Source organism: Maribacter aquimarinus (assembly GCF_047345505.1).
Lineage (GTDB): Bacteria > Bacteroidota > Bacteroidia > Flavobacteriales > Flavobacteriaceae > Maribacter.
In genome coordinates, this window is record NZ_JBLFEO010000029.1 from 1 (window position 1) to 15070 (window position 15070).

16 protein-coding genes are annotated in these 15070 nt (G+C 53.2%); 5 read left to right on the forward strand and 11 right to left on the reverse strand.

Annotated features, from left to right (window positions below):
* Positions 1–160: 160 nt before the first annotated feature.
* The 6 genes from ACKWCC_RS16315 to ACKWCC_RS16340 all read right to left on the reverse strand — a co-directional run bounded on the left by ACKWCC_RS16315 (position 161) and on the right by ACKWCC_RS16340 (position 5387).
* Complete coding sequence (locus tag ACKWCC_RS16315; RefSeq protein WP_413997033.1) at positions 161–1777, reverse strand: beta-N-acetylhexosaminidase; 1617 nt, start codon at positions 1775–1777, stop codon at positions 161–163.
* An 8-nt stretch (positions 1778–1785) separates the two neighbouring features.
* The gene (locus ACKWCC_RS16320) at positions 1786–2472 is read right to left on the reverse strand and encodes a GDSL-type esterase/lipase family protein (protein WP_413997034.1); all 687 of its coding nucleotides are present in this window, start codon (positions 2470–2472) and stop codon (positions 1786–1788) included.
* A gap of 101 nt (positions 2473–2573) precedes the next feature.
* Entirely contained in the window at positions 2574–2990 is a 417-nt protein-coding gene (locus ACKWCC_RS16325) for a hypothetical protein (RefSeq protein WP_413997035.1), read from the reverse strand.
* Positions 2991–3176: 186 nt separating this feature from the next.
* Positions 3177–3905: an MIP/aquaporin family protein gene (locus tag ACKWCC_RS16330; protein ID WP_413997036.1), complete on the reverse strand. Its 729-nt coding sequence runs from the start codon at positions 3903–3905 to the stop codon at positions 3177–3179.
* 88 nt (positions 3906–3993) lie between these two features.
* A complete protein-coding gene (locus ACKWCC_RS16335; RefSeq protein WP_413997037.1) occupies positions 3994–4452 on the reverse strand; it encodes a DUF1569 domain-containing protein in 459 nt (152 codons plus the stop codon).
* A gap of 44 nt (positions 4453–4496) precedes the next feature.
* Positions 4497–5387, reverse strand: a complete 891-nt coding sequence (locus tag ACKWCC_RS16340) for an SMP-30/gluconolactonase/LRE family protein (protein WP_413997038.1) — start codon at positions 5385–5387, stop codon at positions 4497–4499.
* Between the two features lie 307 nt (positions 5388–5694).
* Between ACKWCC_RS16340 and mazG the strand changes: the two genes are divergently transcribed.
* From mazG to ACKWCC_RS16365, 5 genes are read left to right on the forward strand one after another with little or no spacing between them, the layout of a single operon-like run.
* A complete protein-coding gene (gene mazG / locus ACKWCC_RS16345; protein ID WP_413997039.1) occupies positions 5695–6477 on the forward strand; it encodes a nucleoside triphosphate pyrophosphohydrolase in 783 nt (260 codons plus the stop codon).
* Between the two features lie 21 nt (positions 6478–6498).
* The gene (locus ACKWCC_RS16350) at positions 6499–7890 is read left to right on the forward strand and encodes an MATE family efflux transporter (protein WP_413997040.1); all 1392 of its coding nucleotides are present in this window, start codon (positions 6499–6501) and stop codon (positions 7888–7890) included.
* Positions 7891–7912: 22 nt separating this feature from the next.
* Positions 7913–8140: a hypothetical protein gene (locus ACKWCC_RS16355; protein ID WP_413997041.1), complete on the forward strand. Its 228-nt coding sequence runs from the start codon at positions 7913–7915 to the stop codon at positions 8138–8140.
* A 6-nt stretch (positions 8141–8146) separates the two neighbouring features.
* On the forward strand, positions 8147–8713 hold the full coding sequence (locus ACKWCC_RS16360) for a phosphatase PAP2 family protein (RefSeq protein WP_413997042.1): 567 nt from the start codon (positions 8147–8149) through the stop codon (positions 8711–8713).
* The gene (locus ACKWCC_RS16365; protein WP_413997043.1) at positions 8710–10368 is read left to right on the forward strand and encodes an ArnT family glycosyltransferase; all 1659 of its coding nucleotides are present in this window, start codon (positions 8710–8712) and stop codon (positions 10366–10368) included. The genes ACKWCC_RS16360 and ACKWCC_RS16365 overlap by 4 nt, the downstream gene beginning before the upstream one ends.
* Positions 10369–10379: 11 nt before the next feature.
* On the opposite strand, the gene ACKWCC_RS16370 is transcribed toward ACKWCC_RS16365, so the two are convergent.
* The 5 genes from ACKWCC_RS16370 to ACKWCC_RS16390 all read right to left on the reverse strand — a co-directional run bounded on the left by ACKWCC_RS16370 (position 10380) and on the right by ACKWCC_RS16390 (position 14888).
* Positions 10380–11246, reverse strand: a complete 867-nt coding sequence (locus ACKWCC_RS16370) for a lysylphosphatidylglycerol synthase transmembrane domain-containing protein (RefSeq protein WP_413997044.1) — start codon at positions 11244–11246, stop codon at positions 10380–10382.
* Positions 11236–12189 carry a glycosyltransferase family 2 protein gene (locus ACKWCC_RS16375; RefSeq protein ID WP_413997045.1) on the reverse strand — a complete coding sequence of 318 codons (954 nt, stop codon included), beginning with the start codon at positions 12187–12189 and terminating at the stop codon, positions 11236–11238. The genes ACKWCC_RS16370 and ACKWCC_RS16375 overlap by 11 nt, the downstream gene beginning before the upstream one ends.
* Positions 12190–12262: 73 nt before the next feature.
* Entirely contained in the window at positions 12263–13285 is a 1023-nt protein-coding gene (gene meaB / locus ACKWCC_RS16380; protein WP_413997046.1) for a methylmalonyl Co-A mutase-associated GTPase MeaB, read from the reverse strand.
* Between the two features lie 18 nt (positions 13286–13303).
* Positions 13304–13876, reverse strand: coding sequence for a DUF2911 domain-containing protein (locus ACKWCC_RS16385; RefSeq protein WP_413997047.1), 573 nt, complete (start codon positions 13874–13876; stop codon positions 13304–13306).
* Positions 13877–13979: 103 nt separating this feature from the next.
* On the reverse strand, positions 13980–14888 hold the full coding sequence (locus ACKWCC_RS16390; RefSeq protein ID WP_413997048.1) for an aldose epimerase family protein: 909 nt from the start codon (positions 14886–14888) through the stop codon (positions 13980–13982).
* Positions 14889–15070: the final 182 nt, after the last annotated feature.

Sequence of the window (15070 nt, forward strand, 5' to 3'; positions counted from 1 at the left end):
GGGTATGTTACCCTAAGTTACGGAAACCCGTGCACTTGTACAACGGAATTCGTCGATTGTTCAAAAATAAAATGCTGATTGTTAATATCTTACCTTCCCGTTGATAGAAAATCAGCAAGCCCTATTTATGGCGTCCTCACCGGACCCGGGCCAATGGGGTTCAATCCTTGGGCATGGCCTTTTCCTTTTCTGTGGTGTCTGGCCAGTCGATCAAGGGAGAGGGATAGTAGTTTACCCCCATCTGATCCAGATAGGGCACTTGCCCCACCAACCTTGATTTGTAATCTTCCCAGTTCCTTTGGGCCGGGGCAGACCAGCTCAGCTCGGCATATCCGATCATTCTTGGAAAGGCCAGATACTCCAGTTCTTCCATAGTGCTTATGGTCTCTGACCACAGCGGGGCCTCCACCCCTAAGATCTGGTCCATGGGAAAACCACCGATTTCCTCCGGGCTCCAAATGTAGGCGGTATCCACGGGAATAAGCCCGGCCCAGTGCAGGCCAAACTTGGAAAGACTGTCATACTTCATGTCCAGATACGCTTTTTTGGCCGGTGAAACAATGACCTGCATTCCTTTTTCCACTGCTTTTTTGGCATTTTCCTCGCTGCTCCACCACTGGGAGATGGAGGTGGAGTCCACATCGGCAACGGCCACTTCGTCCCAGCCGATCATGCGCTTGCCGTGCTTCTGCACTATTTTTTCCACCTTGTTCACAAAATGGATGTAATCGTCCTTTTCGGTGACATGGCTTTCGTCCCCGCCCATATGGAAATAGGGACCGGGGGTCATTTCCGAGATTTCCCGCACCACATCGTCCACAAAGGCATAGACGGTGTCCTTGCGGGTATCAAAAGTGCTAAAGCCCACTTCAATGCCCTCATACAGTTCCGGGGTTTTTCCATTGCCGTTCAGGAAAGGGTAGGCCACCGATGCCGCATTGGTGTGCCCCGGCATATCCACCTCCGGAATAATGGTGATGTAGCGTTCCGCAGCGTAGTGCACGAGTTCCTTGTAGTCTTCCTGGGTGTAAAAGCCGCCGGCCTCCCCGCCCACTTCGGTGCTGCCCCCGATTTCCGTGAGCAAGGGCCATGACTTGATCTCTATGCGCCACCCTTGATCGTCCGTAAGGTGCAGGTGCAGCACGTTGATCTTGTAATAGGCCAGTAGGTCCATGTATTTCTTTACGTCTTCCAGGCTAAAGAAATGTCTGGCCACATCCAGCATGGAGCCCCGGTACCCAAATTGTGGGGCGTCGTTTATTTTTCCCGTGGGCACGGGCCAAATGGGTTGTGCGGCCAGGGTATCGTTGGCGCTTGGCGGCACCAACTGCCGCAAGGTCTGTATGCCCCTGAAAGCCCCTTCGGAAGTATTGGCATTGAGGATAATGGAGTCTTGGTTAATGTACAGCTGGTAGCCCTCCGGTGCATTGTCTTCCAGGTTTTTGGCCTGGTTAATGTAGATCACCCGCTGCACCCCGTCTTCATTTGCCCCGTTCACGGCCAGGTCCAAGTTGGTTTTTTCTTTCAGGGCCCGGGCCAAGAACCGGCCCACATCCTCAAAACCGGCGGCTTCCTTGGCCGTGTATATGGCGGTAAACCTGTCCAACGCAAAAGCATTGTGCGTTGGGGTGATCTTCAGGGGTTTGGGGATCAACGCCTCTTTGGAAAGGTCTGTTCTGGGCATGTCCAAGCGGGGCTTGGTCTGGTCTTTGCACCCCATAAGGGCCAAGAGCGTTCCGGCAAGAAAGAGAAATCGGGTGAGAAGGATGTTGCGCATGATGGGTATTATTTAGCGTTTACATGTTCCTTGATGGCATCATACCAAAGGGCGTATCCCTTGGGGTTCATATGAAGGCCATCGGACACAAAAATATCTTTTTTTAACCGCCTACCGTGCAACATGGGCGTCCAAATGTCCACAAAGGTCACAAAAGGGTCCTTTTGCCCCCATCTTTTTAAGCTGCGGTTAAAGCGCTTGTATTTGCAGCGCCACTTCCAGCGGCTTATGCTGGGCTTGGCGGCAATGAGGTACACCTGTACGGTGGTTCCCGCTGCCGCTATGCGCTTTACGATGCCCCGGGTGGTGCCCAGCACCTCCCGGGGCCTTTTTTTGGCGGCGAGGTCATTGTCCCCTTCATAAATGAACACCTTTTTGGGCCGGTGCGCCAATACAAGGGGCTCCAGATAATGATCCAGGTCGGTGGCCTGTGAGCCGCCAAAACCGGTATTGATGATGTGTTTGTCCGGAAAAGCGGCCTCCAGATCGGGCCACAGCCGTATGCTGGAGCTGCCCGTGAACACATAGGTATCCCGGTCAGTTGGTTGGGCCTTGCCATATTTTTTCACCAAAAGGGCCACCTCTTGGGCAAAAGGGCGTTCTTGACCCCAAATGGGCTCAGTTCCGTAAAGGAGCAGCCACAGCCCAAGAAGGGCATAGGGTAGGGGAATGGGTCTTTTTGTGCTCATGATCATTGGCCGTGGGTAACGGGTTTATGTACGCTAATTTTTGCTTGGGTATGAAATGAAATGATTTGGACCGGACTGGGATACATTAACATCCCGGGTAACTGGCATTAAGGGTTGTTTAAATTGGTGTTTTCAGCAATTATTTCATGAAGTCTCTTTGCCTCAGATTCCCTTATCCCATCTAAGTTGAAGGTTATTTTTTTCCCGTTGGATTTGATTATGGTCAATATCTGATGGTTCAGTTCGGTTTTTTTTATTTGGATGAAGGGCAACGACTTGGCATAGAGAGAATTCATCTTAATTACAATGCCTACCTTGTTCCATTGAACATAGTTTTTGTACCAAAACATCTTACTGAAGTAGATCACTTGAAGAAAGAACCCTACGGCACTTATTCTTTTGTTCAGCTTTGGATTTTCAAATTCAAAAAGTTCAAAAGTTCCGACCAAGATCAAGATCAGGGAGAGGATGATAACTGCAATCCATGTCCAATGTCTCATATTGTCAAAGTGTACGGTCTTCATTTGCTCCCTATTGTGTTATCTTTTTTGGGGTTATGGGGATCATGCTAATGAACTATATCTCAAGGCCCTTTTCATTGGGGTGCTCCCCATACATCCGCTCCCTATGGGGACAACGTCCGTTGGCGGAGCCCGGCATCGCTATGGTTTGCCAGCGACCTGCATGCGGGGCGCTTTTTTCCGTATGGGCTATCCCGGACCAATGGCCAAAAAGGCCAAGCCCGCCAATACCCCGCCAATAACGGGGCCAACAATGGGCACCCAGGCATAGTCCCAGTTGCTCTTGCCCTTGTTTTTTATGGGCAGCAGGGCGTGCATGCACCGCGGTCCCAAATCGCGCGCGGGGTTAATGGCGTAGCCCGTGGGTCCGCCCAGGCCAAAACCAATGCCCATCACCAAGAGGGCCACCGGAAGGGCATCCAAGGCACCCAGGGATATGGTTTCCTCGCCCATGGCGCCGCCCGCAATGTAAAAAACCCCAAAAACCAGGGCAAAGGTGCCAATGATCTCCGTGATGGTGTTCCAAAACGGACTCCGTATGGCCGGGGAGGTGGAAAAAGTATGGAAGATGGCGTTGGCATCTTCGGTGGCCGCGTACTGTTTGTAATAGGTGAGCCAGACCAATAAGTTTCCCGTCATGGCCCCCAGCATTTGGGCCAGGATGTATCCGGGCACCATGGCCCAACTGAATTTGGAGGCGGTGGCCAGGCCCAAGGTCACGGCGGGGTTCAGGTGGGCGCCACTGCTTCCGGCGGCCACAAAGACCCCGATGAAAACAGCGATGCCCCAGGCCAGGGAAATGCCCACCCAGCCAGAATCGGCACCCTTGGTTCCCTTTAACAGAATGTTGGCCACAACGCCGTTACCGATCAATAATAAAAGGGCGGTGCCCAAAAACTCAAAAATATAGGGTGTCATAATCTTCCTGTTTGTTGTTTTTTAAAATCTAAATGGCGGGTCTAATGTTTCCCGCACCCCAAGGCAAAGGGCGATGCGAAAAGTCAGCTCAAACCCCAAATTGTTTTAGATGATGGTCCAGGTGCTTGCTGAACAGGGTGTTCCACTCCCCAGCGGTGAGGTGGCCAAAGGCGTGCGACTCCCTGCCGTGGAAATGATCTGCGCCCAGGACATGGGTCTTGTCCAAGAAAGACAACAGCCTTTCCTTTTCTGCTTCAAAATTGCGCTGATCCGCAATGATGAACACGGGTGCCGTGCGGCCGTTCTTTTTGTAGGGCTTTGGACCCGTTACCGCTTTTTTGGCAAAAAGTTTGATCATGAATTTTTCAAAGGCCTTTGGCCGTGGATGTTTGTCGGTATAGACCATTTCATAGGCCACGTTGCAATGGGCCAGCATTTGGGCCACGTTCATTTTACCCCATTGGGGTGCCTGTTCTGGCTTTAGTTTTAAGATGCGCTCTTTCGTTTCGGCAAGTCCGGAAGCGTCAAAGAGGTTGGGAAAAGGCATTTTGGTTTGGTTTTTATGGGTTGGCGTATCTGTTTTGGGTGGGTTCAATGGGCTCCGGCCACGGCCATTTCCAGGGTGTAAACGGAATCCATTGCCGTAATGAACAAGGTCTTTCGGTCCGGGCCGCCAAAGGTAACGTTGGCCGTCCATTTTTCCGGTACGGCAATATGGTGCAGCTTTTCTCCTTGGGGGCTAAACACGGTTACCCCATCTCCGGTGAGGTACACGTTGCCCTCGGTGTCCAGGGTCATCCCGTCTGACCCCATGTTGCAAAACAAGCTTCGGTCCGTGAGCTGCCCATCTTTTTCCACTTTAAAGACGTAGGTCTTTTTATCGCCAATGTCCGCTATGTACAGGGTTTTCCCGTCGGCCGTTCCAATGATGCCATTGGGGTTCACAAAGTCCTTGGCCACCACGATCGGTGTCTTGCCCTTGGCCGGGAGGTAATAGACCCTTCTTTCCTTGATTTCCGGGGTGCTGTGCCCCCACCATGACCTTTTGTAAAAGGGGTCGGTGAAATAAATGCCCCCTTGGCCGTTGATCCAGAGGTCATTGGGGCCGCCCAGTTTTTTGCCTTCAAATTGAGACACCAAAACGGTGACCTTTTTGTTGGCATCTATCTGCCAAAGTTCATTTTTCTCATCGGCACAGGCATAAAGGGCACCGTCCGGCCCAAAATAAAGTCCGTTGGACCGGCCGCTGGGCTGCATCCAATCGGTCACCGAATTGTCCGCAGCGTTCCATTTCACAATGCGGTCATTGGGCTGGTCGGTAAAGTAAACGTCGCCATTTTGGGCCACGGCCGGGCCTTCGGTAAATTCAAAGCCATCTGCCAAAAGGGTCAGTTCTGCGCCCTTGGCCACCAGCGCGGCCTCTTGGGCACGGGTCAAGTGGCAAGCCAGCAGCACTAGGGTTAAAAAGGGTGTCCATTTCATCGGGTCAACTTTAAGGCGTTTTTGAGCCTGTTGTGGGGCCATGCCATCGGCCCCTGAACAAGGCCGGCGCGCCCGCCTTTATCACGGGCACGGATGTGCCACGGCATTCTTTTGCTTTGTTGGGCACAAGGGGCCCATCCATCATCCCCAAAAAAAAGTTCCAGGGAATACCGCTCCATAGGGCTTGCCAGAATTGGGGGGTTCCGTTTGGGCTACCGGGGCGGCTCCTACAAATCCGTTGCCTAAAATAGTAAATTATACGGCACCACAGCGAATTGAGATTTGTACTTTTGCCAAAATTCTTTCCATGAACCCAAGAGAAGAACAATTAAGGGCCTTTGACCGTCTGCTCACCATTATGGACGAGCTGCGCGCCCAGTGCCCGTGGGACCGGAAACAGACCATGCAGAGCTTACGGCACCTTACCATTGAGGAAACCTATGAACTTGGAGACGCCATTCTGGACAATGACCTGGAAGAGGTGAAGAAGGAACTGGGCGATGTGCTGCTGCACATTGTCTTTTATGCCAAGATCGGGTCCGAGACCCAGGATTTTGACATTGCCGATGTCTGCAACGCCATTTCCGAGAAGCTCATTGACCGGCACCCCCATATCTACGGAGATGTGCAGGTGGCCAATGAGGAGGAGGTAAAGCGCAACTGGGAGAATTTAAAGCTGAAGGAAGGGAAGAAAAGCGTACTGGAGGGCGTTCCCAAGGGGCTGCCCGCCCTGGTCAAGGCCAACAGGATCCAAGACAAGGTGGCCGGTGTGGGCTTTGATTGGGAGCGGCCCGAACAGGTTTTTGCCAAGGTGCAGGAAGAACTGCGGGAGTTTTCCAATGAGGTACGATCGGGAGATCGGGAAAAGATGGAGGCCGAGTTCGGGGACGTGCTTTTTTCCATGGTGAACTACGCCCGATTCCTGGACATTGACCCGGAGAACGCCCTGGAGCGCACCAACAAAAAGTTCATGGGCCGTTTCCAGTACCTCGAGGCCAAGGCCAAGGAAATGGGGAAGGAGCTCAAGGACATGACCCTGGCCGAAATGGACGTCTTTTGGGAAGAGGCCAAGGACGCCCAAAGCGCATGATCACCATAATAGCAAAGAGAATTGTTACAGCAGTACACCAAGGAATTTAGGTACAATATAAAACTGTCGGTGCCCGTGATCACGGGGCTCTTGGGCCATACTCTGGTGCAATTGGCAGACAACATCATGGTGGGGCAGTTGGGCACGGCAGAACTGGCGGCCGTTTCCTTGGGCAACAGTTTTGTCTTTATTGCCATGTCCATTGGCATTGGGTTCTCCACCGCCATTACCCCATTGGTGGCAGAGGCCGATGGCGCAGGGGACGGCGCGGCCGGAAAGAGTGCCCTAAAGCACGGGTTGCTGCTCTGTACCCTTTTGGCCGTGGGGCTCTTTGGCATGATCCTCCTGGCAAAGCCCCTGATGTATCTTATGGAACAGCCCCAGGAAGTGGTGGAGCTGGCCTTGCCCTACCTGGACCTGGTGGCACTTTCCCTGGTTCCCTTGGTCATGTTCCAGGCCTTTAAGCAATTTTCCGAAGGGCTCTCCCAGACCAAATACCCCATGTACGCCACCATCATTGCCAATGTGGTGAACATTGGCCTGAACTACCTTCTCATTTTTGGCGCGTTCGGGTTTCCCAAATTGGGCATTGTGGGTGCGGCCATAGGGACCCTGGTGGCGCGTTTTGTCATGGTGGGCTATCTCTACTTTCTGTTGCGTCGCAAAAAGAAGACGCGCAGCTATGTCTCCACGTTCAACTTTAAGAAATTGGAGCGCAAGGTGCTGTCCAAAATTGTGAACCTGGGCTTTCCATCCGCCATGCAGATGCTTTTTGAGGTGGCCATTTTCACCGCTGCCATTTGGCTCAGCGGCGTTCTTGGAAAAAATGCCCAAGCGGCCAACCAAATTGCCCTGAACCTGAGCAGCATGACCTTCATGTTCGGGATGGGACTGGGGGTGGCCGCGATGATCCGGGTGGGCAACCAGAAAGGCCTGCGCAATTTCCAGGACCTTAGGCGCATTGCGCAGAGCATCTTTTTCCTCACCCTGTTGTTGGAAATTGTCTTTGCCGCCCTGTTCCTGGTGGGTCGGGAGTGGTTTCCCAGTTTGTATCTGGATGTGGATGATGTGGGCAACATGGCAGACAACACGGAGGTGATCCTGCTGGCCGGCCAGCTGATGCTGGTGGCGGCCTTCTTTCAGATCTCGGACGGATTGCAGGTGGTGGTGCTCGGTGCGCTCCGGGGGCTGCAGGATGTAAAGATACCCACCCTGATCACCTTTGTGGCCTATTGGCTCATTGGTTTTCCCATAAGTTATTACCTGGGCCTGCACACGCCCATGGAGAGCACCGGTATTTGGGTGGGGCTCTTGGCCGGGCTCACGGCATCGGCGATTATGTTGTATATTCGATTTAATTATCTCACCAAAAAACTGATTTACCAAAACGTGCGGGCCCGGGCAAGCACCTGATCACTAAAGATTGAGCAACACTATGGAATTACCTAAGTTTTTGTTGGGGGACAATACCGATCACCCCTCCGCCATTTTTGTGGTGCATACCGAGTATCCCCGTTTTATCATCAACCTGGAAAATGACGAGGTGGAATGGTTGGAGGAATTTGGCCGGGAGGATGAGAAAGAGCTGGAGGTGGAGACGGAGAACCTGATCCGGGCGGCCACGGAATTTTACGATCGCGAAGTGCAACGGTACGAAGCATAAGGGGCCTTGGAAGAACTGCTACATCTGGATAGGGAGCTGTTTCTTTATTTGAACGGCCTTGGGACCCCGGCCTGGGACAATCTTTGGCAGTTTGTCTCCCATAAGCTGAGTTCCGTGCCCCTCTACGTCTTTTTACTGGTGATCGCCCATTGGAAACTGGGCCTCAAGAACACCCTTTGGGCCGTGGTGGCCGTGGCGCTGCTCATTACGGTCTCGGACCAATTGAGCAATTTCTTTAAACTGGGCGTTGCGCGGCCCAGGCCCTGCCATGATGGATCCCTTATGGAGGTGATGCGCTTGGTAAAAAGCCGCTGCGGCGGTAAATACGGATACTTTTCTGCCCACGCCAGCAATTCCTTTGCCCTGGCCGTTTTCTTTGGCAGTTTGCTTAAGCCCCATTTTAAGGGGCTCTTACCGGCCTTGTTGGTGTGGGCGGCGTTTGTGGCCTACAGCCGCATCTATTTGGGCGTGCACTTTCCGTTGGACATTGTCACCGGGGCATTGGTGGGGGCCTTTTTTGGTGCCCTGTTTGCCAGGTTGTTTAATTTTGCACGTCTTAGGTTCTTGTCATGATATCCGATCGCAGGTACTGGTTTTTTATGCTGATGGCCTTCTTGGTCTATCTGGCCGGGATTACCGTGACCCTCTTTGAAAACGACTCGGCCCAGTTTGCTGTGATGGCCATGCGAATGGTACAGGAGGGCGATTTTCTAAACCTGTTCAAGGGCCCGGAGGAGTATTTGGACAAACCCCACATGCACTACTGGCTCGCCGCAATTTCCTTCAAGATCTTTGGCCTGCATGATTGGGCCTATCGCATTCCAGGCATTCTGGCCACCCTTTTTGCCGCCTACAGCTGCCATGGCCTGGGCAGCCTTTTGTACGGCAGAACAACGGGCAAGTTGGCCGCCCTGATCTTTATGACGGCACAGACCATTGTCTTGGGCGCCATTGATGTGCGCACGGACGCCGTGCTCACCGGTTTTGCCATTTTTTCCCTTTGGCAACTTACCGCCTACGTCCAGACGGGCGCCGTCAAGGCCATTGTGCTCGGCGCCCTGGGGGCCGGCCTGGCCTTTTCCACCAAGGGGCAGATTGCCCTAGTGGTCATTGGGCTGCCGCTGTTGTGCCATATGGCCTATGCCAACATGTGGAGACGTTTCCTGAGCTGGAAAGTGCTCTTGGCCCTGGCGGTGTTTTTGTTGGCCACGGCCCCCATGCTCTACGCCTATTACCACCAGTTTGATCTGCACCCGGAAAAAGTGATCCGGGGCAGGAGCGACAGGAGCGGCATCTTTTTCATTTTTTGGGAGCAGAGCTTTGAACGTCTCAGCGGGGAGGGCATGGGCACCAACAGTGGCGACTACCTGTTCTTCTTCCATACCTTTTTGTGGGTCTTTCTGCCCTGGACCCTTGTGGGCATAGCCGCCTATGCCTCCCGCGTAAAAGAATTGGTGAAGTCACGGATGGCCCGCAGGCCCAAGACCGAATTCCTAACCGTGGGCGGGATAACCCTGATCTTTTTCCTCATCAGCTTTGCGCAGTTTAAACTGCCCCACTACCTCAATATCACCATGCCCCTTTTTGCCGTGCTCACGGCCGCTTTTCTTACGGAAATGCAGGAAGGCCAACACCTTGACCGACAACGGGTGTTGCTCTGGCTGCAGGGCGCGCTGTTGGGCATTGTGGTGCTGGCCGGCGGCTTTCTTTGCTTTTATGTTTTCCAGATACAGGGCTGGGGCTTGGGCGCGTTGCTGGTTATGGGGCTTATGGGCACGGGATACCTGCTGTTAAAAAAAGAGCACCCACTGAAGAGGCTGCTGAGCATGGCCGTTTGTGCCTCGTTCCTGCTCAACCTGGTGCTCAACCTCCATTTCTACCCTAAATTGCTACAATACCAAGGGGGTAGCGAGATGGCCAAAGTGGTGCGGGACCGGGATATCCCCACCGATCGCATCTACAAGATCTCCGGCTACCATACCTGGGCCCTGGATTTTTACAACAAGATGCCGGTAAAGAGAATTGATCTCCAGACCGCCGGCCAAATGAGCGGAATTTGGCTCTATGTGAACGATGATGAACTGGCCGCCCTTGAAAAGGCCGGTTTGCAATGGGATGCCCAGCACACGGTGAACCAGTTTCGCATCACCCGGCTGCAGGCCAAGTTTCTGAACCCAGCGACCCGTAGGGACGTGGTGCGCAAGATGCACTTGGTGCAGCTGCCGTGACCTTTGTGGGGTCAGGAAGCCTCCAGATCTATTTTTTTAAAGTGATGGTACACCCCGGTAAGGGAGACCAGGGCGGTGATGAGAAAAAACCCGATGCTAATGGCAATGGAAAGGGTTTCGTCCAGTCCCAACAGGGACGCCCCATAGAAAAAGGTGAGTTCGCGGCTGCCGATGCCTCCCAGGGTAAGTGGAACCACCGAAACAATGGAAGACACCAAGAACACCAACAGATAGGCAAGCCACTGTCCCGTGATGCCCAGGGCCAGCATCAAGGCCATGACACAAAAGAGCTGGGCCAGTTGCACCGCCGCCGAATAGGCAAGGGAGGTCCAGAACACGGGCTGGGCGTAGCCAAAGAATTTTCGGTGCATGAGCCCGTAGGTGCCCACGGCCAAGGGGATGGCCGCCAAGGGTGCCCATTCCCATACCCCAAGGGCCGCGGGCCGGAGCACGCTTAAAAGGGCGCAGGCGTACAGGAAGAGCAGCAAAAGACCACTGAGCCGATCCAGCACCAAGACCCCGAACACTTTTTTAACCGGCGTACCGTAGGCCTTTTTAATGCGATAGCCCTTGTAGGCGTCGCCCCCGATGCCCCCGGGAAGGAAAAGGTTGTAGAACATGCCCTGCAGATAGAGCTTTAGGTTGTTCTTGTGGCTCATGGGTATCTGAAGCACCCGCAGGTAGCGGTGAAGCCTGAACGCGGCAATGATCTTGCTCAGAACAAAGAGCAGAAGGGCCAGGATGAGGTAGGGCGGGTCGCTTTTTTCCAAGGCCTGCCGTATCTCCGAAAGTTCAATTTTTGTGAAGACAAAGTAGATGAGCACCGCACTGAGCAGCAGTTTTAAAAAGGCGGTGGCCGTTTTGCGCTTACTGGCCACCGATGCTCACTTTTTTAATTCTGTAAGGCCGCTTTTTCTGTGATTCGTAGTAGGTGCGGATCAGCAGTTCCATCACAATGCCAATGGTAAAGAGTTGTATGCCCGCCAAAATGAACATCAGGCCAAAGATGAGCAGGGGCCTGTTGCCTATGTCCTCCCCAAAGCCCAGTTTTACAATGAGCAGGTACACATTGATCAGCACCCCCAACAGGATCAACAGGAAACCAAAGATTCCGAAAAGGTGAATGGGGCGTTGAAAATACTTTCTAATGAAGAGCAGCAACATCATATCGGCCACGACCTTGAACACCCTTTCCAAGCCATATTTGGAGACCCCGGCGTGCCGCGCGTGGTGCTTTACGGGCACTTGTTTGATCTGTGCACCCTCCAAATGGGCCAAAAGGGTAATGAAGCGGTGCATCTCGCCATAGAGGTTCAGGTCCTTGGCAATGTCCTTGGTAAACACCTTTAGGGCGCAACCGTTGTCCTTGATATCCAGTTTTGTGACCCTTCGTACCAGGAAATTGGCAATTTTGGAGGGTATTTTTTTTACCAGGGAGTCCTTTCTTTTCTGGCGTATTCCGGTAATGAGGTCAAACTCGCCGTTCACGGCATAGGACAGCATTTGGGGAATGTCACTGGGATCGTTCTGCAGATCGCCGTCCATGGTAATGATATAGTCGCCCTGGGCGTAATCAATTCCCGCGGCCAGGGCCAAGCTCTGACCGTAATTTTTTTTGAGTTCAACAAGGTGCACGCGCCCATCTTTCATCTCCCGCACCACGTTCTTGGTATTGTCCTTGGAGAAGTCGTCTATATAGATGATCTGGTAGGCATAGCCGGCCAAGCTTTCGTGGATTTTTTGGGTAAGTGGCACAACATTGTCCTCCTCGTTGTACAAGGGGACCACCACGGAGAGTAGGGCAGGGGTCAAAGGTGCCATGAACGCTGTTTTGGGTTTCGGGGCAAAGTTATGTTTTTTATCCCTAAGAAAGGGTGGTGCCCCACCACCCCTCTCATTCTTCCCGGTACCGTTGCAAAAGCGCTTCCGCAGCGGCAAAGGGCGATGTTTTTCCTTCCGTGACCTCCCTCAGATATTGGGGGAGTACGGTTTTTATGCTTTTGTGGCCATAGAAATCGGACACCAACCGGTGTTCCAGGTGCTGGTGCAGCCAGTGGGCGTTCTGTTGGCTGCGGTTGTCCGTGAAATAGCCGCTGGCCTTGCTGTCTTTCACATAGGCGAGCATCATTTCCCAAAGGGCATCCAGTCCGGTGTTCTCCAGGGCGCTGCAGCACACTACCTTGGGCACCCAGCCGTTTTCCTTGGGCGGGAAGAGGTGCAGGGCCCGGGCAAATTCCGTTTGGGCCCGGGCGGCCTCTTTTTTATTGGGGCCATCTGCCTTGTTTATGGCTATGGCATGGGCCATTTCCACAATACCGCGTTTAATGCCCTGGAGCTCATCGCCGGCTCCGGCCAATTTCAACAGTAAAAAGAAATCTACCATATCGTGTACGGCGGTTTCGCTCTGGCCCACCCCCACGGTCTCCACAATGATCACGTCGTAGCCGGCGGCCTCCAACAGGGTAATGCTCTCCCGGGTCTTGCGGGTGACCCCACCAAGGGAAGTGCCCGATGCCGAGGGCCTAATGTAGGCATTGGGATCTTGCACCAGGGCCTGCATCCTGGTCTTGTCGCCCAAAATACTGCCCTTGCTTTTGCTGCTGCTGGGGTCCACGGTTAGCACGGCCACTTTTTTGCCCCGTTGGGTGATCATCTTCCCAAACTGCTCAATAAAGGTGCTCTTGCCCACGCCGGGCACCCCGGTGATGCCAATGCGCAGGGTATCGGTTTTTTGTTGCAAGGCGTGTTCCACAAGTTTGTGGGCCACGGCCTGGTGTTCGGGGCGGGTGCTTTCCACCAAGGTAATGGCGCGGCTCAGCAGGGCCAGGTTGTTCTTTAGGATGCCGTTTTGGAGCTCCGCCAGGGAGGGAAGGGGCTTTTTGGTTCTTTGGGGCGCTTTGCTTTTCATTTGTTCCATCTGCCTTTTACGGGCCTTTCAATGCGGTTCTTCCACGTTAATGGGCACGTTCACCTTCACCAGGTCCCATTCCAGGGTGAGGTGGAACTGTCCGTTGTTTTCAAAGGCTATGGTGAACTCTTCCGTGGGCCAATCCAACCGTCTTGCGGGCACTTGAACACGGAGTACGTCATGCTTGGGATTGCGGGTGGTTTTCTTGCCCCCACTGAGGAAGGTAACGCCCCAATCCGGGATTTTTTTGTTGAAGATGACCTCCCAGTGATCTTGGTGCGGCACGGTCCAGAGCGAGTAGGTGCCCTTGGGCAGGATTTTATCAATGATGGCTATCTGCCGGTCCGTGCTAAAGGTGGTGGGCTCATTGGCCCCGGTGCGCCATACCTGGCCGTAGGGCAGCAAATCTCCAAAAATGGTCCTTCCTTTTTTGGAGGGGCTGCTGTAATGCACGGATAGCTCGGCCCCCTTAAAGGTATAGGATGTTACTTTTTCCGGACTGTTCTTTTTGGTCTGCTGTCTAAGGAGGGGAAGGGCCAAAGCGTAGAGCAGTCCCAGGACAATGGCCAATGCCAGCAGAATTTTGAGAACAACTTTCATTCAAGGACATTTTTTTATGGGCAGCCGTGGCCTTTTCCCTTGGTGTTTCAGGGCGTATGGCCCTGGGCCAACTTTACCTTCCCAGGGGTACATTGGTGGCCTTCTAAGATAAGGAATCGAACTTAAAGATGGTAATGTTGTTGTAGCTTTCCCCAGGCCTGAGCACCGGGCTGGGAAAATGGCGGTGGTTGGGGGCATCCGGATAATTTTGCGTTTCAAAGCAAATGGCCGGAAAATCGGGTGGGGTGTAAAGGACCACTGCGGGCTGGTTGGTATAGACCTTCATGGAAATGCCCGATTTTTTGGAACGTAACTCGGCCACTTTTTCGCTTCCCATGTCCTTGATGAAGACGGTGTTGAACTCTTGGCGTCCAATGGGCTTGGACAAGAGAAAGTCCAAAGGTTCCCCGCGCACGGGCAGGGTCTTTCCGGTGGGCAACAATTGCTCGTTGAGTTCCAAGAAGTGTGGGCAGTTGAGCTGCAGTTCGCAATCTTCCAGATAGGGGGCATCATCCAACTTAAAATAAGAATGGTTGGTTAGGTTCACCACGGTACTGCGATCGGTAGTGGCCTCGTGGATCACCTGTAGGGCATTTTCCACCAGCTTATAGGTCACTTGCACCTTGAGGTTGCCCGGGTAGCCCTCTTCCAGGTGGTGGCTCAGGTAGGAGAGGGTCACATAGGGGTGCTCCCCGGTGTCCACTTCCTCTATGCTCCAAAATTTTTGGTGAAATCCCTCTTTGCCCCCGTGCAGGTGCACCCCTTTTTCTTGGTAGAGCAAATATTTTTCCCGATCCAGTTCAAACCCGCCGTTGGAAATCCGTCCGGCATAGCGGCCCACGCAGGCGCCCACGCAGTTATCGTCCAGGCGGTAACGGCTGGGGTGGTTGTACCCCACCACCACATTGGTGTACTCCCCGTTGGCGCCCTTGAACAGGAGTTTCTGTATGGTGGCACCATAGTCCAGCACCACAAGGGTCATCACTTTGTTGGATAGGGTGATCTGTTTCACGTGTTCAGGACTTATCTCGGTACAAAAATATACTAAATTGTTACAACGGTATTATCAAACAGCCCTTAAAAAACGGGTTGTGGAATCAATGACCGGTTAAAGGCTGCTTCACCTGATGCACTGGGTTATAGGGTGATTCCCAGCGGGCCTCAAAACGTTGATATTGTGCCCGATGCCAAAAA

Excerpts from the sequence above, each read along its gene's own strand:
- ACKWCC_RS16315 (WP_413997033.1), bottom strand. The coding sequence starts at position 1,777 with ATGCGCAACATCCTTCTCACCCGATTTCTCTTTCTTGCCGGAACGCTC.
- ACKWCC_RS16320 (WP_413997034.1), bottom strand. The coding sequence starts at position 2,472 with ATGATCATGAGCACAAAAAGACCCATTCCCCTACCCTATGCCCTTCTT.
- ACKWCC_RS16325 (WP_413997035.1), bottom strand. The coding sequence starts at position 2,990 with ATGAAGACCGTACACTTTGACAATATGAGACATTGGACATGGATTGCA.
- ACKWCC_RS16330 (WP_413997036.1), bottom strand. The coding sequence starts at position 3,905 with ATGACACCCTATATTTTTGAGTTTTTGGGCACCGCCCTTTTATTATTG.
- ACKWCC_RS16335 (WP_413997037.1), bottom strand. The coding sequence starts at position 4,452 with ATGCCTTTTCCCAACCTCTTTGACGCTTCCGGACTTGCCGAAACGAAA.
- ACKWCC_RS16340 (WP_413997038.1), bottom strand. The coding sequence starts at position 5,387 with ATGAAATGGACACCCTTTTTAACCCTAGTGCTGCTGGCTTGCCACTTG.
- mazG (WP_413997039.1), top strand. The coding sequence starts at position 5,695 with ATGAACCCAAGAGAAGAACAATTAAGGGCCTTTGACCGTCTGCTCACC.
- ACKWCC_RS16355 (WP_413997041.1), top strand. The coding sequence starts at position 7,913 with ATGGAATTACCTAAGTTTTTGTTGGGGGACAATACCGATCACCCCTCC.
- ACKWCC_RS16365 (WP_413997043.1), top strand. The coding sequence starts at position 8,710 with ATGATATCCGATCGCAGGTACTGGTTTTTTATGCTGATGGCCTTCTTG.
- ACKWCC_RS16375 (WP_413997045.1), bottom strand. The coding sequence starts at position 12,189 with ATGGCACCTTTGACCCCTGCCCTACTCTCCGTGGTGGTCCCCTTGTAC.
- meaB (WP_413997046.1), bottom strand. The coding sequence starts at position 13,285 with ATGGAACAAATGAAAAGCAAAGCGCCCCAAAGAACCAAAAAGCCCCTT.
- ACKWCC_RS16385 (WP_413997047.1), bottom strand. The coding sequence starts at position 13,876 with ATGAAAGTTGTTCTCAAAATTCTGCTGGCATTGGCCATTGTCCTGGGA.